This window comes from Kiritimatiellia bacterium (assembly GCA_018001225.1).
Taxonomy (GTDB): domain Bacteria; phylum Verrucomicrobiota; class Kiritimatiellia; order CAIQIC01; family JAGNIJ01; genus JAGNIJ01.
In genome coordinates, this window is sequence record JAGNIJ010000055.1 from 1 (window position 1) to 22715 (window position 22715).

Annotated in this window: 18 protein-coding genes, 1 tRNA gene and 1 pseudogene; 10 read left to right on the top strand and 10 right to left on the bottom strand. The window is 67.4% G+C overall.

All coding sequences use genetic code 11. The features are described 5' to 3' along the window. On the top strand, positions 1–851 hold an 851-nt coding region (locus KA248_14505; protein ID MBP7831118.1), incomplete at its 5' end, for a hypothetical protein. Positions 852–868: 17 nt separating this feature from the next. Then, positions 869–1276, top strand: coding sequence for a DUF2177 family protein (locus KA248_14510; GenBank protein MBP7831119.1), 408 nt, complete (start codon positions 869–871; stop codon positions 1274–1276). Positions 1277–1301: 25 nt separating this feature from the next. Here KA248_14510 and KA248_14515 read toward each other — a convergent pair whose 3' ends face one another. Next, on the bottom strand, positions 1302–3536 hold the full coding sequence (locus tag KA248_14515) for an excinuclease ABC subunit UvrA (protein ID MBP7831120.1): 2235 nt from the start codon (positions 3534–3536) through the stop codon (positions 1302–1304). 15 nt (positions 3537–3551) lie between these two features. Beyond that, positions 3552–4139, bottom strand: a complete 588-nt coding sequence (locus KA248_14520; GenBank protein ID MBP7831121.1) for a PadR family transcriptional regulator — start codon at positions 4137–4139, stop codon at positions 3552–3554. 125 nt (positions 4140–4264) lie between these two features. On the opposite strand from KA248_14520, the gene KA248_14525 reads away from it, so the two are divergent. From KA248_14525 to KA248_14545, 5 genes and pseudogenes are all read left to right on the top strand, one after another. Beyond that, entirely contained in the window at positions 4265–6406 is a 2142-nt protein-coding gene (locus tag KA248_14525) for a Zn-dependent exopeptidase M28 (GenBank protein ID MBP7831122.1), read from the top strand. A gap of 261 nt (positions 6407–6667) precedes the next feature. Further along, positions 6668–6868 (top strand): annotated as a pseudogene (locus tag KA248_14530) (DUF2283 domain-containing protein). A 133-nt stretch (positions 6869–7001) separates the two neighbouring features. Beyond that, the gene (locus KA248_14535; GenBank protein ID MBP7831123.1) at positions 7002–7199 is read left to right on the top strand and encodes a DUF2283 domain-containing protein; all 198 of its coding nucleotides are present in this window, start codon (positions 7002–7004) and stop codon (positions 7197–7199) included. Next, positions 7196–7516, top strand: a complete 321-nt coding sequence (locus tag KA248_14540; protein MBP7831124.1) for a hypothetical protein — start codon at positions 7196–7198, stop codon at positions 7514–7516. Before KA248_14535 ends, KA248_14540 begins: the two co-directional genes overlap by 4 nt. A gap of 212 nt (positions 7517–7728) precedes the next feature. Continuing rightward, positions 7729–9384, top strand: coding sequence for a leucine-rich repeat domain-containing protein (locus KA248_14545; GenBank protein MBP7831125.1), 1656 nt, complete (start codon positions 7729–7731; stop codon positions 9382–9384). A gap of 208 nt (positions 9385–9592) precedes the next feature. Here the strand turns inward: KA248_14545 and KA248_14550 are convergent. The 4 genes from KA248_14550 to KA248_14565 form a co-directional block, all read right to left on the bottom strand. Further along, positions 9593–9669 (bottom strand) — tRNA-Asp (locus KA248_14550). A 66-nt stretch (positions 9670–9735) separates the two neighbouring features. After that, positions 9736–10956, bottom strand: coding sequence for a DUF1015 domain-containing protein (locus KA248_14555; GenBank protein MBP7831126.1), 1221 nt, complete (start codon positions 10954–10956; stop codon positions 9736–9738). 80 nt (positions 10957–11036) lie between these two features. Continuing rightward, complete coding sequence (locus KA248_14560) at positions 11037–13709, bottom strand: response regulator (protein MBP7831127.1); 2673 nt, start codon at positions 13707–13709, stop codon at positions 11037–11039. After that, the gene (locus KA248_14565) at positions 13706–14809 is read right to left on the bottom strand and encodes a spermidine/putrescine ABC transporter substrate-binding protein (GenBank protein ID MBP7831128.1); all 1104 of its coding nucleotides are present in this window, start codon (positions 14807–14809) and stop codon (positions 13706–13708) included. The genes KA248_14560 and KA248_14565 overlap by 4 nt, the downstream gene beginning before the upstream one ends. Positions 14810–14937: 128 nt before the next feature. Between KA248_14565 and KA248_14570 the strand changes: the two genes are divergently transcribed. From KA248_14570 to KA248_14580, 3 genes are all read left to right on the top strand, one after another. Beyond that, on the top strand, positions 14938–15678 hold the full coding sequence (locus KA248_14570; GenBank protein ID MBP7831129.1) for a UMP kinase: 741 nt from the start codon (positions 14938–14940) through the stop codon (positions 15676–15678). Positions 15679–15691: 13 nt separating this feature from the next. Beyond that, positions 15692–16255, top strand: a complete 564-nt coding sequence (gene frr / locus KA248_14575; protein ID MBP7831130.1) for a ribosome recycling factor — start codon at positions 15692–15694, stop codon at positions 16253–16255. Positions 16256–16423: 168 nt separating this feature from the next. Then, the gene (locus KA248_14580) at positions 16424–19744 is read left to right on the top strand and encodes a hypothetical protein (GenBank protein MBP7831131.1); all 3321 of its coding nucleotides are present in this window, start codon (positions 16424–16426) and stop codon (positions 19742–19744) included. 90 nt (positions 19745–19834) lie between these two features. Here KA248_14580 and KA248_14585 read toward each other — a convergent pair whose 3' ends face one another. The 4 genes from KA248_14585 to KA248_14600 form a co-directional block, all read right to left on the bottom strand. Continuing rightward, a complete protein-coding gene (locus KA248_14585; GenBank protein ID MBP7831132.1) occupies positions 19835–20338 on the bottom strand; it encodes a nucleotidyltransferase in 504 nt (167 codons plus the stop codon). A gap of 203 nt (positions 20339–20541) precedes the next feature. After that, positions 20542–20985: a hypothetical protein gene (locus KA248_14590; GenBank protein MBP7831133.1), complete on the bottom strand. Its 444-nt coding sequence runs from the start codon at positions 20983–20985 to the stop codon at positions 20542–20544. Positions 20986–21045: 60 nt separating this feature from the next. Then, a complete protein-coding gene (locus KA248_14595) occupies positions 21046–21732 on the bottom strand; it encodes a hypothetical protein (GenBank protein MBP7831134.1) in 687 nt (228 codons plus the stop codon). Next, a partial coding sequence (locus KA248_14600; GenBank protein ID MBP7831135.1) for a tail fiber domain-containing protein occupies positions 21729–22715 on the bottom strand: 987 nt, incomplete at its 5' end. The genes KA248_14595 and KA248_14600, both read right to left, overlap by 4 nt.

A 22715-nucleotide genomic window follows, 5' to 3' on the forward strand; every position in this document is an offset into this window, starting at 1 on the left:
CCGCGCCGCTTGGGAGCGGGGACGTGGTGCGCATCGGGTTTGAGAACAACTGGATTGAAACCGGGAAGAGTACGGGCCTGACCCTGCATAATGACGAGGGGCACACGTTGTTCGAGTTCTACTTCGTCGGCGGCGAGTCCACGTACCGGATCACCGACAAAACCGCCGGCCAGGCCACGGCGGTGGGATGGACCGGGAACGGGCTCCTGCTGGAGTTCGAATTGACCGGTCCCACGTCCTACCTCTTCCGCGCGGGCGGGCTCACGTACACCGGCACGATGTCCTCGGCGGCCGCGTCCGGCCTGACCCAGGTCCGCGCGTGGAACGCCAGCGCGGGCAGCGGGCTGAACTACAACCTGTACATCACCGAACTGAACGTCGCGTCCTCCCGCGTCCCGCCGGCGGGGGCGCAGGCGGTGGACGCGGTGACGATCATCCGGCCCGCCTACGACGTGGGATCGGACACGGACGGGGACGGCCTGCCGGACTGGTGGGAATCGCGGTTCTTCAACAGCACGACCGGCGCCGTCGCCGGCGCCGACAACGATGGAGACGGCCGGCCCAACGATGAGGAGTACGCCGCGGATACGTCGCCCACGAACGCCGGCTCGTTCTACCCGAATATCATCAGCAATTACTCGCGGTCTGGCGAAGTGGTGTCCCTGTCCGTCGGGCCCCCGACGACCAATAGCCGCGTGTACGACGTGTTCTGGTCCACCAACTTGCGCGAGTCCGCCTGGACCGCGGCCCACCTGGACCGGCCGGGTGCGTCCAACGGGGTCGCGGTCACCCTGACGGTTACCAACACCCGCGATTTGATTTTCTACCGGACCGGGGTGAAAATACCCTGAAATCCGGAGCGGGAACCATGACTTTCATCAAGCGGTACGCGATCACCTTCCTCCTCTTTCTTGTCCTGGACAGCGTCTGGCTGGGCGTCATTTCTCCGCGGTTCTACAAGGCGCACATCGGATCCCTGCTGGCCGATCCGCCCCTGTGGGGTGCGGCGCTGCTCTTTTACCTGGTGTTCATTGCCGGGCTCGTGTTCTTCGCCGTGTCGCCCGGGCTGCGCGACGCGTCGCGGGCCCGCGCCGCCGCGCGCGGCGGGTTCTTCGGCCTCGTGACCTACGCCACGTTCGACCTGACCAACCAGGCCGTGATCGCCGGCTGGCCGTGGATCGTCACGATCGTGGACCTTGTCTGGGGTTCGTTTATCTGCGCCGCGACGACGCTGATTTCCGTCCTCGTCTGCCGGCGGCTGCGCGGGGAATTGTAGGGGCGCCGCTCGCCGGCGCCCGTGTCTAAAGGACCTCCTTCAAATACCGCCCGGTGTGCGAGGCCGGGTGCGCCGCGATGGCCTCCGGCGGGCCCTCGGCCACGACGTAGCCGCCCGCCGCCCCGCCGTCGGGCCCGAGGTCGATCACCCAGTCCGCCTGTTTGATCACGTCGAGGTTGTGCTCGATCACGATCACGCTGTTGCCGCGGCCGACGAGCTGGCCGATGATGCCGAGCAGCCGGTCCGTGTCCGCCATGTGCAGGCCGGTGGTCGGCTCGTCCATGACGTAGAGGTTCCCCTTCTTGTGCAGCTCGCTCGCCAGCTTGATCCGCTGGGCCTCGCCGCCGGAGAGGGTGCTCAAGGACTGGCCCAGCTCCAGGTAGTCCAGGCCCACGCGCTCGAGGATGCGCAGCTTGCGCCGGATCTCCTTGTGCTCGAAGAACCCCAGGGCGTCGCCGACGGTCATCTCCAGCACGTCGAAGATGCTCCGGTCCTTGTACCGGAGGGCGAGGACCTCGTCCTTGTAGCGCTTCCCGTCGCACTCGTCGCAGGTCATGGTGACGTCGTCGAGGAAGCTCAAGTCCACCTTGACCACCCCGAGCCCCTTGCACTTCGGGCAGGCGCCGTCGGAGTTGAAACTGAAGAGGGCGGGGGAGGAACCCGTCGCCTCCGCGAATTCCCGCCGCACGGCGTCGAACACACCGACGTAGGTCGCCGGGTTCGAGCGGCTGGACCGGCCCACGGGCGACTGGTCCACGACCACCGCCTCGGGATGCTTCCGGCAGAACACGTCGTGGACCAGGCTGCTCTTGCCCGAGCCGGCGACGCCGGTGACGCAGACGAAGACCCCCGTCGGGATCCGGACGGTGACGTGCTTGAGGTTGTGGACGGACGCGTCCGCGATCTCGATCCAGGCCGCGGGCGCCCGCCGCGCGGGGGGCCCGTTTCCCCGGCGGTCGAGGTACCGGGCGGTCAGGGTCCCCGAAGCCGCCAGTTCCGTGGCGGGGCCCGCGAAGAGCACCTCGCCGCCCTGCGACCCCGCGCCGGGCCCCATGTCCACGACATAGTCCGCCGCCCGGATCACCGCCGGGTCGTGCTCCACGACCAGCAGCGAGTTGCCCTTGTCCTTCAGCTCGACCAGCATCCGCAGCAGGCTGCCGACGTCGCGCGGGTGCAGGCCGATGCTCGGCTCGTCCAGGATGTACATCAGGTCCACGAGGTTGCACGACAGCTGCGTGGCCATCTTCACCCGCTGCGACTCGCCCCCGGACAGCGTGGCCACGGGGCGGTGGAGGGACAGGTAACCCACGCCGATGTCGATCAGGTGGCCGAGGCTCTGCTTCATCTTGCGGACGAGCGGCTCGGCGACGGGGCCGCGGACCGACTCGACGAACTTCAGCACGTCGGGCAGCTCGCGGAAGACCAGCTCCGGGATCGTGACACCCTGGACCTTGACGCCCCGGGCCGCCTCACCGATCCGCGAGCCCCGGCATGCGGCGCAGTCCTGGTAGGTGAAGAAGCGCGTGTAGGCGTCCTCGCCCTCGTCCCGGTTCGCGAACCGTCGCTTGAGGTTGGTCACAATGCCTTCATACTGGGACGTGTACTCCTCGCCGCGGAGGACGTTCGTGAAGGGCGTCTTCGCCCGGTGCAAGAGGTTGTGCAGCTCTTCTTCCGTGAAGTCCCTCACCGGCTTGCGCGGGTCGAAAAATCCGCACTTCATCAGGCCTTTCCAGTACCAGCTGCCGGGCTTGAAATTGGAGTGGAGCACCGCGCCTTGCTCCACCGATTTCTCCCGGTCGAGCAGCCGGTCCATATCCACCACCATCTCCTTGCCCACGCCCTGGCAGGCCGGGCACAGGCCCTCCGGGTTGTTGAACGAGAACGCATTGGAGAACCCGATGAACGGCTCGCCGCACCGCGAGTAGAGCATCCGCAGGTGCGTGAAAATCTCGGTCACCGTGCCCACGGTCGAGCGCAGCGTGGTGCCCAGCCGCTTCTGGTCGATCACCATGGCCGTGGAGAGGTTCTCGATCTCCTCGACGTGCGGCTTGCTGATCTTCGGCAGGCGCCGGCGCGCGAACGCGCTGAAGGTTTCGATGAGCTGCCGCTGCGCCTCGGCGCACACCGTGTCGAAGACCAGCGACGACTTGCCGGAGCCGGACACGCCGGTGAACACGACGATCCGCCGCTTCGGGATGTCGAGGCTGACGTTCTTCAGGTTGTGCTGCCGGGCGCCGACGATGCGGATGAAGTCTGGCATGGCTTGTTCCTCCGGTTATGGCTCGCTACCTTGCCGGGCCGCGGCCGTTCCCGCTTGCCCGCCCTTGCGTTTCCGGCCGTATTGCTTCATGAACTCGCGGGCCCATCGCTTTTCCGCCCTCATCAGCGCGAGCGGCCGGACGGCCAGTTGGACGTTGGGCAGGGGGCAGTTCGCCTCCAGGTAGGCCTGCAGTCGGCCGTAGCCTTCGATCATCTTGTCCAGAGACGCCTCGTATTTTATGAAGCAGGCGGCGGCCTCCCCGGCGGTCAGCAGGCGGAGGTTGCTCAACGCGATATCCACGGGCCAGATCGGCCGGGTCCATTCCGAGACCAGTTGCTTCACCCGCTCCTTGAGCGCCTTCCGGCCGGCCGGGGTCAGGCGGTAGACCTTTTGCGCCAGGTTGCGCCGGTTCAGGCGGACCTCGCTTTTCACGCGGCCCTCCTTCTCCAGCTTGCGCAGCAGCTTGTAGACCGACGACATGGAGATCTCGGTCCACCACCGCATGTCCCGCTCGACGATCACCTTCTCGATCTCGTACGGGTGCATCGGTTTTTCATCCAGCAGCCCCATCAGGGCCGCCTCCAGATGGGTCGGGGTCTTCATGGTTTATATCTCCTATAGTGTACTAGTACAATATAAGCCCGGGCCCGTCCAGTTTTTTTTACGGGGAGGTAACGCCGCGCGGGGCGCGGTTTACGCGGGGCCCCCGCGCCGGGTATGATATCGGCATGACGCCGTGCCACCGCCTGTTCCTGGTGACGCTCGCGGCCCCGGTCCTGTGCGCCGCGCGGGAGCCCGTATTCCTGGCGCGCGTGCCGACCGCGGAGAGCCCCGCGGATTTCCCGCTGCCCGTGCGCGCCCACCTGCAGGACGCCGCGGGGAAGGCCTACGTGCTGGTGAGCGCCACGTCCGACGAGCTGGAGGCCGCCGGGCGGCCCTACGAGGTCCTGGGCGCGGAAGCCGACGGCGCCCGCTACCTGCTGGCCTATCCCCGCCGCCCCGGCGCGCGGGAGGCGGCGAGCGCGCGGTTCCACGTGCTGCTCGACGACGGCCGCCGGCTGCTGGTCCGGGCCGCGGGCGAGGGGGACGCGACGGCCCTGGCGGAACTGGGATGCGAGGTGCGCTGGCTCGGCGATCGACCGCTGCAGTTCGCCGCTCCCCGCCCGTCGAGGCGGCTGCCGGACCAGGCGCTGGCCATCACGGCCAGCCCGCACGTCCGCGACATGCTGGCCCGCGTGACGACGAACGGCTTGGCGTACGCGATGAACGAGCTGACCGGCCCCGCGGCGTGCGTGGCGGACGGTTCGTACACGAACATCCGCACCCGTTATACGACCTCCGGGCGACCGAGCTGGCGGGCCAACGCCTACATGACCGAGTACTTTACCGCCCTGGGTCTGTCGGTAACCCAGCAGGCGTGGAAGGCGGGCTCGACCAGCAACCGCAACGTGATCGCGATCCGGCCAGGGACCACGGCCTCTTCGGAAGTGGTGGTTGTGTGCGCGCACATAGATAACATGCCGTCCGGCGCGACGGCGCCTGGCGCGGACGACAACGCCAGCGGATCGCTGGGCGTGCTCCTGGCGGCCGAGGTGTTCCGCGATTTCACCTTCCAGCGGACGGTCCGATTCGTCCTGTTCACCGGCGAGGAGCAGGGGCTCTGCGGCAGCGCCGCCTACGCCGCCCAGTGCGCCGCGGCGGGGGATAACATCGTCGGCGTGCTGAACCTGGACATGATCGCGTGGGACAGCGACAGCGACGGTGTCCTGTGGCTCGATACCCGGCTCACTTCCAATCCCGGCTATGCCGCGGACCGCGCCATCGCCGCGATGTTCACCAACGTGGTGGCCGTCTACGGCATCAGCGGCCTCGCCCCGGAAATCCACGCCAACGGGGTGGATTACAGCGATCATTCCTCGTTCTGGGACGAGGGCTATCCCGCCATCCTCGCGATCGAAGACGACTACGATTTCAATCCTAATTACCACACCACGGCCGACACGGCCTCCACGCTGAATTGGACGTATTTCGCCCGCTTCGTCCAGGCCTCGATCGCCACGGTGGCCCACTTGGCCGGGCCCGTGGACCGCGTCCCGTTCGACGCCGTGCGCGTGGTCAGCGGCCCGTTCGCTCCGACCAGCACGGTGGGTCACGGGATGTTCGTCGCCCGCCACCAGGCGGGCGCGGCGGAGGGCGACGACCGCTGCGACGCGGGCTGGTCCAATGCGCCGGTCATGCCGCTGACCAATCGGCTCGCGCTGATGTCCCGGCCGGGCGGCACGAACCTCTACATGGACGCGCGGCCCCAGGATAGCGAAACGATCTTCCTCGCCAACCTGGTCTCGATCCAGACCAACGCCTCCCTGACGACCACGAACCGGCTGCGGTTTGACTGGGTGGGCGGGGCGGACACGAACGCGGCCTACCTCGTGCGCGTAGCCGTCACGGGGCAGTACCTGGTTGGCGGCGCGAACTACGTTTGCGTGACCAACTTGCGGGAACTGATCGCGGCGGGCGGCTTTCTTTCGCTGCCCGCTTCGCTGCAGGTCACGAATCGCGCCGTGTACGGATCCTGCGAGATTCGCCGCCTCGGCATCGACCGCGAAGCGGTGCTGGCCTTGGATACGGCGGTCCCGACGAACCCGGTGCTGCGGGTGGAGGGCCCGCCGGGCATCCAGGTCGCGGACGCGCTGGAATGGTCGGGCACCCTGACGAACTGGACGGCCATGCCGACGGTAACGAGCCGTGTCGCCGCCACGGCCGCGAATTTCGCCGGCGGTGAGAATCCCGTCTATCCCTCGACCCCGACACCGCCCGCCGACGGCCAGCCGCGATTCTACCGGCTGCGTCGGCGGTGGATTTCGCCGTGACGCCTTCTGGAAGGGCGAGCGTCCCCGCGAGCCGCAAAGACCGCGGCGTGCGCAGGAAATGCCCGGGCGGCCGGCTGGTGTACGAGTTGTACGGGCTGATCGAGGAGGAGATCGCGCTGGTGGAGGGCGGGGGGCATGAAGCGGATCCGACTTGCGCGCCACGCGCGCGAACAGTCGGCCGAACGCGGAGCAGCGAGGCCGAGAAAACGAGACGGTTGTCATTACGGTGTATACGTTCTGCTTTTTAAAGGAAGGCGAGACATGAAGATCAGCTATGATGCGGAAATAGGCACGGTGTATATCCGATTGCTCTCCGGTCGGCACGAGTGTCGCACCGTGCGCCTGTCCTAAGAAGTGGCGTTGAACATCGGCGCCGGCGAGAAGTTGGTGGGCATTGAAATCTTGGACGCCAAGTCGGTCCTTGGAGCCGGCAAGGTCCCCTCCGTTTATCTGGAAGGCCTTGATGCCGCGCCGGCTCCGCTTGTACTCCGCGAAATGCCGGGGAGAAAAATACGGGTCCTGACCGACAGGCCGAAAGCGGGAGAAGATGTATGGCCGATAAAGTAAAGTATGGTTTGACGCGGAGGCCGACTACCTGGAGGTCAGGTTCTCCGAGCAGGCCGGCTATAAAAAAGCCACTGCCCATGACGCCGCTATGGAACGCGTGGACGCCCACGGCAAGGTCATCGGATTCAGCATTCTCGGCGTCAGCCGGTTCAAGAAAATGAATCCACTGGTAGCGGCCTGCCGGATTGGTGGGAACGGGATTACCCGCACAGCTTCACCGGCATGAGCGCCACGGCGGACCTGGACGGGGATCGCGTCGTCAACCTCGACGAGTATCGCGCCCGCACGATCCCGACGAATTCCGATTCGTTCCTCGGGATGTTGTCGCCGCCGCTGGCCGGCGGCCCGCCCGGCCTCATCGTGCGGTGGCGCCGCGTGAAGGACCGGACCTGCCAGGTGGATCGCGCCACGAACCTGCTTTCGTCCGCCGCCTATACGAACGTGTTCGCGAATGTCCCGGGCCAGGCGGATTACACGGCGGTCACCGACACGACCGCCACCGCCGCGGGCCCGTACCTGTACCGCGTGCGCACGCAACCGTAGGAAATGACGGGCCCGACTGCTCGTGTGCTCGACTCTGCTGCTCCGCGACCTGCCGGCGGCCCCATCTCATGCTACACGCGTGTCCTGCGGCATTTACTTTGACATCCACGACCCGCGGCGAGTAGCTTCAAGCTCGTTTTGGAGGGATGGGCATAAACAGGCGGCCGTCCAACAAGGCTCGACAGGTGTCGTGTCCAGCGGCTGAAAAGCATATGAAAAGATCAAAAATAGAGAGGGCCGGGCTCGCGGGGCTGCTGTGGATCGCGGGTGTCGCGGCGGCGGCCGATTTCGACTACGAGGTCAATGATCCGGAGACGAACACCCTCACCATCACCGGGTACACGGGCGCCGGCCTCAACATGGTCATTCCCGATGCGATCGACGGCCTCACGGTGACCGCCATCGGCGACGACGCGTTCGCCCGCGCCGGCGTCACGAACGTGATGATCCCGGGGAGCGTTACCGAAATTGGCGACGGCGTGTTCTATCGCTGTGAGGCGCTCGCGGCGATCACGGTCGAGCCGACCAACCCGGCCTACAGCAGCGCGGACGGCGTTCTCTTCGACAAGCTGGCCACTACTCTCCTGCAATGCCCCGGAGCCAGGGCCGGAGACTATACGGTCCCGGGGGGTGTGACGGAAATCGGGGATCGCGCGTTCGATCACTGCCTCCAGTTGTCCAACGTGACGATTGCGGCGAGCGTGACGGCTATTGCCGACGGGGCGTTCGCGGCCTGTTCCAGTTTGCTGGCCATCCATGTCGACGAGGCCAATGCGGCCTACTGCAGCATGGACGGGGTCCTGTTTGACGAGGCGAAAACCGTCCTCCTGCAATGCCCGGGAGGCAAGCCGGGGAGCTACGCGATCTCAAATGGCGTGGTCCGCATCGGCGACAACGCGTTCGATCACTGCTACGCGATCACCAACATCGAACTGGCGGGTAGCGTGACCCAGATCGGCGAGAGGGCGTTCCAGTCCTGCCGCTTCGCCACGATCGCCATCCCCGCCGGGGTCGCGTCCATCGGGGCGGGCGCCTTTGCCTACTGCCTGAACCTGACGGCTTTCACGGTGGAGGACGCCAACCCCCTCTTCAGCAGCGCAAACGGGGTGCTGTTCGACAAGGGGCAGGGGACGCTCCTTCAGTACCCGGTCGGCGGCCCGGCCGCTTACGCCATCCCGGTCGGTGTCACGAACATCGGTGCGGGCGCCTTCCTCTGGTGCGCCCACCTGGCGGAGGTCACGATCCCCGGCACCGTGTCCTGGATCGGCGAAGAGGCCTTCAGGGGGTGTACGCTGCTGACCGACATCACGATACCCGATTCCGTCACGTGGATCGGCAGAGAGGCCTTCGGTCTTTGCGAATCGCTGGCGCGCGTGGCCCTTGGCGGGGGACTGACCTCCATTGAACCGGAGACCTTCGGCGGATGTGAAAGCCTGGTCAGCGTGATCATCCCGGGCGGCGTCACGAACGTCGGCGGGCAGGCCTTCGATTCCTGCGTGAAGCTCGAACGGGTTTTCTTCGCCGGGAACGCGCCGGCAGACGAGGACGATGTCTTCAGCGGCGCCGACCATGTCACGGTCTATTACCTGCCCGGCGCCGCGGGCTGGGAGGCGATGTTTGCCGACCGGTTGACGGCGCTGTGGAACCCGGAAATGACGGCCTGCTTCAAGGGGGCGGGGACGAACGGATTCGGGTTTACCGTCACCGGCACGACGAACATCCCGGTGATGATCGAATGCAGGACCAATCTCCTGGCCGGTTCGTGGGTTTCCCTCCAGACTAATGCGCTGGTCGGCGGCGCGCTGGTTTTTTACATGGCCGATTCCACCCATCATCGAACCTGTGTCTACCGCATTGCGCCGCCCTGATCCCACCCCGCGGGATGGAGGCGGGAAGTGATGTCGTTGCGCCGTTGTTCTCTGGCGCAGGGCTTTGCGGCATGCTACGGAGAGGCCACGCGGTTCATGAGCAGGCGTTGGCGCGGGAGGTCCATGAGGGTTGCCCCTGGAGACGCTGGCGATGGCGCTTCTGGTGGAACCTGGAGAGCCTGCCCCGGTATTTGCTGGAGAGCCGATTTGGCGGGGACGACGGGACTCGAACCCGCAACACCCAGATCGACAATCTGGTACTCTAACCAATTGAGCTACGTCCCCAGACCGGAAAATCGGGAGCAGTCTAGTCGGCGCCGCCCGTTTTTCAAGCGGAAAACCGAACTTTTTTCAGAACGCGTCCAGCGGGTGGATTACCAGCCCGTCGCGCAACTTGGGCTCGAACCACGTGCTCTTGGGCGGCATGGTCAGCCCGCGGTCGGCCACGGCCATCAGCTGTTCCACCGTCGTGGGATACAACGAGAACGCCACGGCGGCCCGCCCGCTCCGGACGCGCGCCTCGAGCTCTTTCGTGCCGTGAATGCCGCCGACGAACTCGATGCGCGGGTTCTTCCGGGGATCGTCAATGCCGAGCACCGGGCCGAGCAGGCGGTCCTGCAACACGCTGACGTCGAGCGACGCCACCGGGTCCTCCATCGCGGCGGACGGCCACGAGAGGCGGAGCCAGCGGTCGCCCAGGAACAGGTGCACGCGGCCGGGATGCTCCGGGACGGCGTGCGCGGCCGGGGTCACCTCGAACTGCTCCTCGACCTTGCGCAGGAAGGCGTCCGGGGCCAGGCCGTGGAGGTCGCGTACGCACCGGTTGTAGGGCAGGATCTTCAGGCGGCCGGCCGGGAACAGCACGGCGAGGAACCAGTCGGCTTCCCCATCGCCCGCGCCGCCCGCCGCGTGGCGCTCGCGCGCGACCCGGGCCGCCGCCGCCGCGCGGTGGTGGCCGTCGGCGATGTACGCCGCGGGGACGGCGGCAAAAAGACGCTCGAGCGCCGCCGCGTTCCGGGCCTTCCAGATCGTGTGCCGTATCCCGTCGGGCGCGGCCACGTCGTAGAGCGGTTCGGCGCGGCCTTCCTCGTCCACGAGCCGGTCGATCGCGGGCTGGTCGCGGTAGGCCAGCAGGACGGGTCCGGTATGGGCGCCCAGGGCGAGCAGGTGGCGGGTGCGATCGTCCTCCGGCGCCTGGCGCGTTTTCTCGTGCTTGCGGATTACGTTGTGGTTGTAATCGTCGACGTGGCAGGCGGCGACCAGCCCGGTCTGGGTGTGCGCCCCCCAGGTCAGGCGGTAGAGGTAGAGCCCCGGATCGGCGTCGTCCAGGAGGGTGCCGCGGTCGCGGAAGGCGGTGTAGTTCGCCGCCGCGGTCCGATAGACCAGGTCGTCGTGCAGGTCCGTGCCGTCCGGCAGGTCGATTTCCGCGCGGGAGACGTGGAAGAAGCAGTCCGGGTTGCCCTCGGCCTGGCGGCGGGCCTCGGCGGTGTCCACGACGTCATAGGGCGGGCTGGCGACGCGCGCGGCGCGGTCGGCCGGCGGTCGGCACGCCTGAAAGGCTTTGATGCGCATGGGCGGTCCTTGTTCGTTCGTTCCCGGTCACTCGGAGGGTGTCGTATAGCACGGCCCCGGCCGCTTGTCCACCGCCGGCCTCACGCCGGCGGGGCGGCGGCGCGGTCGAGCACCTCGCGCACGGTGCGGGCCAGGGCGAGGGCCTCGAACGGCTTTTGCACGATCCCCTGCGGCGCGATGGCCGGGTCGAGCTCCGGCGCGCCGGCCTCGAGCACATAGCCGCTGGAGATGATGACCGGCACGCGGGGCGCCAGGCGCCGCAGGCGGCGCAGAGTTTCGAGGCCGGAGAGCTCGGGCATGGTCAGGTCCAGGAGGATCAGGTCGGGGGGCCGGGCCTCGATGAGGCGCAGCGCCTCCGGCCCATCGGCGGCCTCCTCGACGGTGTAGCCCCAGCGCTGGAGGATGACGCGGACGATCTCGCGGACGGCCATCTCGTCGTCCACGACCAGCAGGCGCTCGCGGCCGCCGCGGACGGCCGGTTCCGCGGCGGGCGGGGGCGCCGCGCCGGCCGGTTCCGTCAGGCGGGCGAGGTAGAGGCTGAAGTTGGTGCCCTGGTTGACCTGCGAGACGCAGGTGATCCATCCGCCGTGCTGCTTGACGATCCCGTAGGACATGGCGAGCCCCAATCCCGTGCCGCGGCCGGGGCCCTTGGTGGTGAAGAACGGTTCGAAGAGATGGCGCTGCACCTCGGGCGTCATGCCGTGACCGGTGTCCTCGACCGTGATCTTCACGAAGTCCCCCTCGCGCGCGTCGAGCCACTGCCGCGCCTCGTCGCGCTCGATGCGCATGTTGCGCGTGCGGAGGGTCAGGCGCCCCCCCCGGGGCATGGCGTCCACGGCGTTCATGGAGAGGTTCATCAGGACCTGGTGGATCTGGGACGCGTCCGCGGAGATGTCCCAGAGGTCCGTCTGCAGCTCGAGGCGGAACTCGATGTTGGCGTGCACGGTGTGGCGGAGCAGTTCGTGGATCTCGCGCGCGATGCGGTTGACGGAACAGGCCTGGACCCGGAGGGTGCTGCGGCGCGAGAACCCCAGCAGCTGGTTGACCAGCTCGGCCGCCCGCCGCGCCGCCTGGCGCGCGGGCTCGAGGTACTGGCGGAGCCCCGAGGTCCGGCCGAGTTCCATGTCCGCCATGGACAGGTTGCCGAGGATGCCGGTGAGCAGGTTGTTGAAGTCATGGGCGATGCCGCCGGCGAGGCGCCCGATGGCCTCCATTTTCTGCGCCTGGCGCAACTCCTCCTCGAGCTGGCGCTGGCGGGTGAGGTCGCGGAACATCCAGAGCCGCGCGAAGACCTCGCCGCCGGGCCCGGTGGCGGGGGCGGAATAGACCGAAAGGGTCTGCCGCCGCGGCGCCACGATTTCCCACTCCTCGACGGAGATGTCGGCGGGATTGTCCGCGAATTTCCGGGTCCGGAACATGTCCCGGGCCCCGGCGGCCAGCTTGCCGCGCAACAGGTCCTCCAGGTGCTCCAGCGTGGTCCCCGAGATCGTGTGGGGCGCGAGTTCGAACAGGTCGGAGAAGCGCTGGTTGGCGGTCAGGATGCGGCCGGACGGCCATTCCGCCATGAGCAGGCCGTCCGTGATGGATTCGTAGGCGGCCCGCAGGTGCGCGCTGATCTGCTCGAGCCGCTGCTGGGATTCGTGCAGGCGCCCCGTGCGCTGCTCGACCAGGGTCTCGAGCTCGGAGCGGCTCTGGCGCACCTCGCGGATCATTCGGTTGAATGCCTCGGCCAGATTACGGATCTCGCGCGGCCCCTTCTCCGGCACGGTGACGGCGAGGTCGCCCCGGGACACGCGTTGGGCCGCGGAGGCGGCTTCCACGATGGGCCGGGCCAAGCGCCGGCTCTGGAGGCTGCCGAGCAGGTACACGATGGCCAGCGTCAGGAAGACCATGCCGCCCAGCAGCAGCAGGCCCTTCCACAGGGGGGCGAGGATCTCGGCGTACGGGCGCAACCCCACGAGGATCCAGGGACTGGAGGCCCCGATGTGGTCGGGGCCCAGGACCATGGCGGCATAGGCATGGCGGGCTCCGCCGGGTTCGCGATAGAAGCCCTGCGGAGAGCCCGCCCAGAAGCTGGCCGGGTGCGAGGCGTCGAATTTCTGCAGGACGCGGTCCGGGTCGGGATGCTCCAGCACGTTGCCGTGCGTGTCGAGGAGCAGGAGGTAGCCCTGCTGGCCCAGCCGCAGGCCGCGCAGCGTTTCGCTGACGCGGTCGAACGGGCACCGCGCGGTCAACACGTAGCGGGTCTTCCCGTCGGCGCCGGGAATGGGCGCGAAGAACCGGAGGAACAATCCTTCCTGGCCGATGATCCGGCCGGGCGGGGAGATGCCGCTGCGTCCCTCCAGTGCTTGCCGGAAACAGTCCGTGTAGTGCTCGCTTTCCCAGTTCTCGTAGCTGGACGAGGCGATCACCCCCCCCTCGCGGTCGTAGACGGTGATGTCGGCGAACAACCGGCTCATCGTCTTGATCTGCTGCATGTCCCGCAACAGCAGGTCGACGTCGGCGCCCGGCAGGCTCCAGGCCGGGTTGGAGGCCAGCAACTGCAGGTCGGCCGAGGCCCGCTGCATGACGTAGCCGATCTGGTGGCCGGCCACGCGCACCAGCATCCGCAGCACGCGCATCTCCCCGCGGATCAGGGCCTGGTAGGCCATGAACTCGGTGCCCGCGAGAAAGAAGATCAGGGGGAGAAGCGCCGCGAGCAGCGTGGCGCCGAGGACCTGGGTGTGGATGGAGTGGCGCCGGGCGGCTTTCATGGATTCGCCGCCCCGGCCCCGATCCCGAGGGCGCTCCGGAGGCGGCGGACCTCCGCGGCCGTGGAGTTGTACGTGCGCAGCCGGGCGACATCCGGTTTCAGGTAGTAGCTGCTGCGCGCGAGCGCGGCCGCCGGCGGTAAGACGGCCGGGTTGTTCAGCAAATCCGGCGGCATCAGGTCGCGCGCCGCCCGGTTCGGCGTCGCGTAATGAAGGAAGGCGGCGTTCTGCGCGGCGATGTCGGGCTCGAGCAGGAAATCGACGAACGCCAGCGCCTCCCGGATATTTTGCGCGTCGCGCGGAAGGCAGAAGCAGTCCACCCAGAGCGGCACGCCTTCTTCCGGCAGCGCGACGGCGATCCGGTCGTCCTCCGCCGCGGATTTGACGGCGTCCCCGTTGTACAGGACCCCCAGCGCGGCGTCGCCCGCGAGCAGTGCCTTCTGGATCGTCGTGGCGTCCGCATAGTCGCGGACGAGGGGGGCCTGGCGGACGATGGCCTCGCGGGCCGCCTCGAGTTCCTGCGGCTCGCTGGAATTCATCGGGTAGCCCAGGGACAGCAGCGTCACCGCGAATACCTCCTGGAAATCCACGGGCATCATGAGCCGGCCGCGGTAGCGTTCGTCCCACAGCGCCTGCCAGCGGGTCGGCGGTTCCGGGACGAGGTCCTTCCGGTAGGCGAGCAGGGTACAGCCGAAGAGGTAGGGCACCGCGTACGAGGAGATCATTTCATCGGGCAGCGAAGCCCTCGGCGGATCGAGATGGCCCAGGCCGCGAAGCCGCGAGGCGTCCAGCGGCTGCAGCAGGCGCAGGTCCATGAGCGTCTGGATGACGCTGTCGTCCACGATCACGAGGTCGCAGCGTGCGGGATCGGATCGGAGCAGGCCCACGAGTTCGTCCTGCGTGGCGAAGGTCTGGTAGTCCACGGGAATGCCGGTGCGCTCGGTGAAGACGGGAAGCAGCGAGGGATCGATGTACTCTTCCCAGTTGAGCACCCGCAGCACGGGCGGCTCCGGGCCGGCCGGCGCCGGGGCGACCGGTCGCCCGCATCCGGCCGCGAGGATCGCGGCGCACGCGGCCAGACTCGGCCAGGTGAATCGTTTCATGGTGTCGGCATGCCTCGCTGACGAGGATAGTACGGGCCGGGGGAGCGGCGGTCAAGGCGGCGCGCCGCCGCTTTACACGGCGGGCGGCTTCCTTTACCATGCCGGGAGTCTGGCGAAAGGAGCTGTGCATGGCCCCGGCAAGGACAAGGTCGCGTTCCCGGTTCAAGCGGGTGTTGCTCAAGTTGAGCGGCGAGGCGCTCCAGGACCGCGAGGGCGGGCAGAGCTTGAGCCCCGCCATCCTGGCCGCCATCACGGAGCAGGTCCGCGCCGCGCGCGCCCTCGGCGTGCAGGTCGCCATCGTCGTCGGCGGCGGGAACATCTTCCGCGGCCTGCCCGGCGAGGGCCACGGCATCGACCGCGTCACGGGCGACTACATGGGCATGCTCGCGACCATGATCAACGCCTTGGCGATCCAGGCCACGCTCTCCCGCAACCGCGTGGACGCCCGCGCCATCAGCGCCATCGCCATGCCCGCGTTGGCGGACACCTTCTCCCGCCGCACCGCGGTCCACCACCTCGACAAGGGCCGGGTGGTCGTCTTCGGCGCGGGCACCGGCAACCCGTTTTTCACCACCGACACCGCCGCCGCCCTGCGCGCCAGCGAGATCGGCGCCGACCTCCTGCTCAAGGCCACCAAGGTGGACGGCATCTACACCGAGGACCCCGTGAAGAACCCGAAGGCGCGGCGCTTCGAGACCCTGACGTACCAGGAGGCCCTCCAGCGCCAGCTCAAGATCATGGACGCCGCCGCGTTCGCGCTCTGCCAGGAGAACCGGATCCCGATCGTCGTGTTCAATTTCTTCAAGAAGAACGAACTGGTCCGCGCGCTCAAGGGGGAGGCCGTGGGCACTCTCGTCCGCGCCGGCTGAAAAGGAGACCGCCATGGAATCGCTCGACGACGTGCTGCTGGAATCGGACGACAAGATGACCAAGGCCGTGGAGTTCCTGCAGCAGGAGCTCTCCGGGCTGCGCACGGGCAAGGCCTCGCCCAGCCTGGTGGAGAACATCCAGGTCGAGTACTACGGCACGCAGACCCGCCTGCGCCAGCTCGCGGGCATCGCGACGCCCGAGCCGCGCCTGATCGTGATCAACCCCTACGATCCGACCTCACTGCAGGCGATCGAGAAGGCGATCCTGGCGGCCAACATCGGCATTACGCCGATCAACGACGGCCGGATCATCCGCATCCCGATCCCCGAGTTGAGCGAGGAGCGCCGCAAGGAACTGGTCAAGGTCGGCCACCGCATGTCCGAGGAGGCGCGCGTCGCCATCCGGAACGTCCGGCGCGAGGCGAACGACCAGATCAAGACCCTGCAGAAGGGCAGCAAGATCACCGAGGACGAGCGCGACGAGGGACTCAAGGAAATCCAGAAGTACACCGATACCTATATCGGCAAGGTGGACGCCCTGATCGCGGCCAAGGAAAAGGACGTCCTGACGGTATAGTCGACACACTGAACGTCCAACAACCAACGCTCCACTTTCAACGTCCAGGTACTGGAAGTTGGGCGTTGGATGTTGAATGTTGGGCGTTTAAAAAGTCTTAACTTTCCAGCCGTATTGGATTATTATAACGTTTAAGTTCCGGGTGGGCTGCCAACAGGAGGGCGGATCATGAAGCGGATACTCGGGGGCCTCTTGCTCGTGCTGTGCGCCGTCGCGGCTTCTGCGATGGTGAAGATCAACGGGATGGATTACGTTACAATCACCAACGCCGTGGCGCACGCATCCAGCGGGGACACGATCCTGATTTCCACCGGCGTGTATAACGAGGCGGTGGACATCTTCGGCAAGGACCTGACGCTGGACGGGGGATACAACCATGACTGTTCGCTGAAGGTGGTCGGCGGGCAGAGCGTCGTGGACGGCAGCCTGCTGGCGGGCGGCTCGGTGATGACGATCACCGGCAGCGTGGTGAACCTGGTCAACCTGGATCTTCGGGGCGGGCACGTCTTCCTGCTGCCGATGGTGTACCGCGGCGGCGGCCTCAAGATTCTGTCCTCCAGTTCGGTGACGGCGACGGCCTGCCGCGTTTACAGCAACGAGGTGTACGGCATGGGCGGCGGGATTTACGTGACCAATTCCAGCCTCTCGCTCCTGGACACCGACGTGTTCTCCAACCGGGCCGAGCGAACCCATGCCCTCGCGACTCCCCCGAACGCCTTCGGCTGGGGCGGCGGGATCTGTGTGGAGAATGGGCTCCTAAATCTCGACGGCGATTCCGTGATCTGGGACAACTGGGCCTTCAACGAGGGGGGCGGAATCTGCGCGCAGGAAAGCTGGACGCTGATCCGCGATACGGATGCGGATGTGCTGCGCAACTCGGCGTCCAACGGCGCGGGCCTGGCGGTGAACGGTGGGTTTCTCGAAGTCAGTTCGGGCGCGGATGTCGCCGGCAACACCGCCGAGGGCCGGGGCGGGGGACTTTTGTTGAGGGGCGGGGCGACCGGCATCCTGCACGGCAGCCAGACAAGCGTAGGGGTTCTGGAGAAAAACCAGGTCACGAACGGGATGGGCGGCGGGATCTGTGTCCTGGATTCGACCCTCATCATGAGCAACCGCTCGCGGGTGGCGTTCAACAGCGCGACGGAGGCGGGAGGGGGAATCTATCTGTCGAACAGCGTGTGCTTGCTGGACGGCGCGTATATCGGTTGGAACGGGTACACCAATTCGGCGTTGAGCGGCGGCGGCATGGCGGCGGTCGCCTCAACGGTCACGCTGGCCGGCGCCAGCTACGTGCGGGGCGGTCGCGCCTTGGGGGGCGGTGGGATCGCCGCCGACCGTTGCACCCTGTACGTGGGATCCGACGCGGTCATCGGCGAAGCGGACCCGTTGAACGCCAACCAGGCCTGGGTAGGCGGGGGGATTTATGCGGGGGATTCCCGCATCGAGGTTAACGGCGGGGTCTGGAATAACCTGGCCTTTTTTGGCGACGGCGGCGGCCTGGCGCTGGAGGATTGCGAACTGGTGGCCGGCAGTGCCCGGTTCTACGGCAACAGGACCGTCGGCCGAGGCGGCGGGATATCCATGGTGGGCGGAACGGGCACCTGCTTCGGCGTCCAGATCGTCAGCAACGCGGCGGCCTACGGCGGGGGCGCCGCCTTCGTGAACACGGCGGGCTTCGCGATCTACGGCGCCAGCCTCGTGGCGTCGAACAGCGCCACGGTGAACGGGGGAGGGATTTACCACTCTTCCACGGGAACCACCTCGGTGCGGGACTCCGTGCTCCAGAACAACAGCGCGGCCGGCTACGGCGGCGCGATGTGCGTGGTCTCCGGGGCCGTGGACGTGCGCAACGGGGAGATGATCGCGAACTCGGCCGGCGCGGCCGGGGGGGCGGCCTACGTGACCAACGCCGCGTTAAGCGTTTTTGCCACTCCGGCGGGCGCCACCATTTACGACAACCAGGCCGAGCAGGGCGGGGGCATTGCCGCCCATGGAGGGGCCTTCGCCAACCTGACCGGCGAGGGCGACTTGTTGCTGACAGGCAACCGGGCCCGCGGCGACGGAGGCGGCCTCTGGCTTTCTCAGGCGGCGGCCTTCGGCCAGGGCCGGATCTACGTCGGCGGCAACACGGCCAGCAATTGCGGCGGCGGTATGTTGGTGGAGGACAACTCCTCCATCCTGATGTTCCCCCGTCCTGTGGGCGGCGGCTACATCTACAATAACCGCGCCGGGATCTCGGGCGGAGGCCTTTGCCTCTCCAACGATGCCCGGGCCGAGTTGACCGATGTGCGCATTGGCTATACCGATCCGTTCAGCAGTTCGCCCAACTATGCCCGCGGCACCAACAGTTTCCAGGGCGGCGGGGGCGTCGCCGTGCTGGGCGGCTCGCGGCTCTACGGCACCAACATCTGGGTCGGGTACAACGTCAGCTCGAATGCCGGCGGCGGCATCTACGTGAACGGGTCCATGCTGTCCGTGCGGGGCGACCTGTACCGAACGCCCGCGGACGGGCTCCTGCCGCCGAACCGTTTTGAGTACAACCGCGCGGCGTCGGGCAACGGCGGCGGCGTGTGCGGCATCATGAGCGTCTTCGAACTCTGGGATGCCCTGGTCTTCAGCAACCGGGCCCAGCGCGGGGGCGGCATCCAGGTGGACGCCAGGGCGACGGGCACCTTTTACAACGTGGTCATCGCGGATAACACGGCCAGCATCACCGGCGGCGGGGTCCGGGTCTTCAGCGCCGATTCCGAGGCCGAACTCGTGCATTGCAACCTCGCGTACAACTGGGGCGACGGCTTGAGCGGCGACCCCGCCGCGTGGGTGCAGTTGACCTACAGCATTGTGTGGGGCAACTCGGGCCTGCCCTTGACCCTCGGCCACATTGTCAACTATTGCGACGTCGAGGGCGGCTACCCGGGGACGGGCAATTTCAGCGCGCCGCCGCTCTTCAAGGGCTGGCCCCAGGGCGATTACCGCCTGCTCTTCGGCTCGCCCTGCATTGACCAGGGCCTGTCCGGCGTCCTGTGGCTGTACGACTGCATCGGGGAGCCGCGCCCCTTCGGCGCCTGGCCGGACCTCGGGGCGTACGAGTACAACAGCGACTGGTACGACAGCGACGACGACATCATCCCTGACGGCTGGGAGGACGACCACGGCCTGGATCCGCTGGTCGCCGATGCGCTCCTGAACAGCGACCCGGACGAGTACCTGAACATCGAGGAATACATCAGCGACACGGACCCCCTGGACGGAAGCAGCCATCTGTACATCACGTCCATCACCAACGGCGCGACGCGGGACGTCAGCTTCCTGTCCTCCACGGCCCGGGTCTATGCCCTCTATGCGACGCCGTACATGACCAACGACGCCACCTGGGTGGTCGTCGGCACCAACGCTAACCTGCGGGGCAACGGCGCCACCTACACGGCGATGGACACCAACGCGCCGGCCGCGGGGGCCTTCTACCGCGTGGACGTGCGGCTGCCGTAAGAAGAAGCGGCGCGGCCGGCGGGTCGAGGAGGGGCCGCACGTCGGGGTGATGGTTTGCCGCAAAGGCGCAGAGAGCGCGAAGAAACGCATCTACGCCTTGCGCGGGGCTCGCCTGCACCGAGCCTTCGGCGGGGGCGGTGTGGAAGCCGTCCCTCCCGATGTAAGGTTCTCAACATCCGCCAGATCCTGGTGTCTTCCGGCAAGGCGCTTGGCGGCCACCAAATCCTCGCGGGCGATAAATGAAACGGTGAGGTCTCCCAACACCACCTGCTCGCGCCGGGCGTAGGCCTTCGAGAAATCCAGTCCGCCCACGCCGCAGAGCAAATCAATCCTGTAGGGCGGGTGCCCCAATTGGATGACGGTGGTCGGGTCCTGGAAATCCGCGGCCGTCAGGCCGAGCGAGCCGAACCCGAAGTCCTCCATCGCCTTCAGCAGTCGGGCGACGTTGGAGGCGGAAGGACCGATCCAGATGTCGAGATCCTTGGTGTAGCGCGGGAATCCATGGTAGGCGACCGCGTATCCGCCGATCACCAGGTACTCAACGCCGCGGGCGCTTAACGAGGCGATAAACTCTTTGAAGTCCTTGCCCAGCATTCCCGTATTTCCATTCGTGGTACTCCGCGCGAAGCGACTCGAGGGCGCTCAAGCGCTCGGCGGGCGTCCGGGCGCGCCAGTACTCGACCTCGTTTCTCGGGGCGGTGAGCTTAGTCCGCGTGACATGCCGCGCAATCATCCGTGGCTTTCCATATATTACTATAGCATGTTCGGCGGAACGATAACAACAAAAGGGAATCCTATCACGACAACCCGTACAGCGCGTCGAAGTGCGCGAATGTCAGCGCGACATACGCCAGGCCGACGAGGGCGCCGAACGGGTAGGCCAGGAACCAGGTCACGGTGATCTTCGGCTTGTAGAACTTCAGGCTGGTCGCCGTGGTCATGACGTTCGCCCAGATCCACCAGAAACTCGCCAGGGCGAGGAGGTAGAAGCCCCAGCGCGAACCCGCGAAGGCCAGGGCCACCGCGACGACGTTGGCCGGGCAGGCGACGAAGACGTCAGCGAACGCAATCCCGTAGTGCGTGGGCTGCTGGTGCCAATCGTCCTGCGAGCCGTCCGGGTTGCGGAACACGCCGCCGCGCATGATCTTGAGCTGTACCACCCATAGGATAAGGCAGAAAACGCCCATCAGGCCGAGCAATCCGTACAGGCTCCACCGGGCGAAAACGGTCAGGCTTTCCATGGCACCCTCCTTCGGCGCGAGGTATACACCCGCGCGACCGTGGCCGCAAGCGGGACGGGTTCAGGGCAGCGCTTGAATCGCGAATGTCTTCAGCGTCGATGCAGCCGTGTTGGTGAAGACAGCGATGGTCTCGAACCAGGGCGGCTGCCCGCCGTGGGCCGTGGCCACGGCTTCCTCGCGGGTGGGGTAGGCGTGCGAGCCCTTTGCGGACAGGACGCGGTATTGCTTCCCGTCCCGCGCCGTCCAGGCGATCACCGTCCCGGCTTCTGTCTCCCGGATGTCGACGATTTGAAGAAACGTGGAGTCGTCCCCGGGATTCGTCCCCGCGGCGGCCTCGTCGCCGTCGCCGACATGGTCGCCGTCGCTGTCGGGATTGTTCACTATCGTGGCCGTGGCCGGGTCGAACGCCGAGCCCTCGACCTCGGCCCGGTCGGCGAGCCGGTCGCCGTCATTGTCTTCGTCCAGTTCGTCCGGGACGCCGTCGCCGTCGGTGTCGAGATTCGGCCGCTTGAGGTCCGCGGCCTGGAGGAAGCCCGAGTGGTTCGCGGCCGGCCCGTTGGTGCCGGTGCCGATGCCGCCGGGCTGGCCGGCGGCGCCGACGTGGCGGAACGCGGCGCTTCCGAGCGTGACCGTGTTGTCGGACATCCCGCCGGCCGCGTCGTGGACGGAGGCCAGCTGGCGATACTCCTGGCCCGTAGCCGTCTGCGCCGCCGCCAGGACTCCCAGCGCGAGGAGCAGGGTCTTCATCGCGCCGCCTCGAGCGTGTCCAGCCGCCGCCGCAGCTCCGCGTTCTCCCTGCGCAGCTCCTGGAGCTGGCCGTCCAGTTCCTGCACCGCGCGGACGAGGTAGGGCTGGGTGTTGTAGGTGTCGATCATCAGCAGGCCCTCGCCGTCCTCGACGACGCTTTCCGGGAAGACCGCGCGGTACTCCTGCGCGATGTAATTGCAGTAGTCGCGGTCCTCGATGGACGGGTGCCGGCCCTTGTACTCCCCGGTGTAGCGGAACCGGACCGGCCGCAGCCGGGACAGGGTTTCCACGGCGTTGGTGATCGTGCGCACGTCGGTCTTGATCGAGGCGTCGGAGTTCGCCAGCCACTCGCCGGCCGTGGTCTTGGAGGCGTTCCCCTCGACCTCCAGCGCGTTGGCCGCGGGCGTTCGACCCACGCCCACCCGCGAGGCGTCGCGCGCGATGACCAGGTGCGGGCCGGACAGGATAGCCCCGTCTTTCCCGGATATCTTCAGTTGGTTCGCGCTGCCGTCGTACTGCACAAACATTCCGTAGGTGCTGCTCTCGCCTTCCGTCAGGTAGATTTGCGAGCTCTTGTTGGCGCCGGAATTGAGCGGGGAGATGGTCAGCGTGCCCATGTCCGCCGAGCCCACCACCCGGACGCCGTTGGAAGCGCGGACGTTGAACTGGTCGGAGAGGGTGGAGGCGAAGTCAGCCTCCGTGCTGTCCGCCCAGACGAACGCGCCCTGGTGGCTGGCCCTGGCCCGGTAGCCGGCCGCGAAGCTGTAGAAGGCGCTCGCGTTGTTGCTCTTCCCTCCGGGAATCATGCTGTACCCGCCGTCCGCCCGGTTGTCCGCGCCGCCGGCCACCGCGGCGAACCCGGCGGCGAAGTTCGTGGCGCCGCCGCTGACCGTCCCGTAGTGGCCGTCCACGACGTTTCGGCAGCCGCCGCCGATGGCGCCGTAGGAGCCCTGGCAGAAGTTCCGGAGGCCGCCGCCGATGAA

What these genes read in the sequence shown, in the direction of transcription:
- KA248_14595 (MBP7831134.1), bottom strand. Translation starts at nt 21,732, where the DNA reads ATGAAGACCCTGCTCCTCGCGCTGGGAGTCCTGGCGGCGGCGCAGACG.
- KA248_14525 (MBP7831122.1), top strand. Translation starts at nt 4,265, where the DNA reads ATGACGCCGTGCCACCGCCTGTTCCTGGTGACGCTCGCGGCCCCGGTC.
- KA248_14545 (MBP7831125.1), top strand. Translation starts at nt 7,729, where the DNA reads ATGAAAAGATCAAAAATAGAGAGGGCCGGGCTCGCGGGGCTGCTGTGG.
- frr (MBP7831130.1), top strand. Translation starts at nt 15,692, where the DNA reads ATGGAATCGCTCGACGACGTGCTGCTGGAATCGGACGACAAGATGACC.
- KA248_14540 (MBP7831124.1), top strand. Translation starts at nt 7,196, where the DNA reads ATGAGCGCCACGGCGGACCTGGACGGGGATCGCGTCGTCAACCTCGAC.
- KA248_14515 (MBP7831120.1), bottom strand. Translation starts at nt 3,536, where the DNA reads ATGCCAGACTTCATCCGCATCGTCGGCGCCCGGCAGCACAACCTGAAG.
- KA248_14570 (MBP7831129.1), top strand. Translation starts at nt 14,938, where the DNA reads ATGGCCCCGGCAAGGACAAGGTCGCGTTCCCGGTTCAAGCGGGTGTTG.
- KA248_14565 (MBP7831128.1), bottom strand. Translation starts at nt 14,809, where the DNA reads ATGAAACGATTCACCTGGCCGAGTCTGGCCGCGTGCGCCGCGATCCTC.
- KA248_14510 (MBP7831119.1), top strand. Translation starts at nt 869, where the DNA reads ATGACTTTCATCAAGCGGTACGCGATCACCTTCCTCCTCTTTCTTGTC.
- KA248_14590 (MBP7831133.1), bottom strand. Translation starts at nt 20,985, where the DNA reads ATGGAAAGCCTGACCGTTTTCGCCCGGTGGAGCCTGTACGGATTGCTC.
- KA248_14580 (MBP7831131.1), top strand. Translation starts at nt 16,424, where the DNA reads ATGAAGCGGATACTCGGGGGCCTCTTGCTCGTGCTGTGCGCCGTCGCG.
- KA248_14560 (MBP7831127.1), bottom strand. Translation starts at nt 13,709, where the DNA reads ATGAAAGCCGCCCGGCGCCACTCCATCCACACCCAGGTCCTCGGCGCC.
- KA248_14585 (MBP7831132.1), bottom strand. Translation starts at nt 20,338, where the DNA reads ATGCTGGGCAAGGACTTCAAAGAGTTTATCGCCTCGTTAAGCGCCCGC.
- KA248_14520 (MBP7831121.1), bottom strand. Translation starts at nt 4,139, where the DNA reads ATGAAGACCCCGACCCATCTGGAGGCGGCCCTGATGGGGCTGCTGGAT.
- KA248_14555 (MBP7831126.1), bottom strand. Translation starts at nt 10,956, where the DNA reads ATGCGCATCAAAGCCTTTCAGGCGTGCCGACCGCCGGCCGACCGCGCC.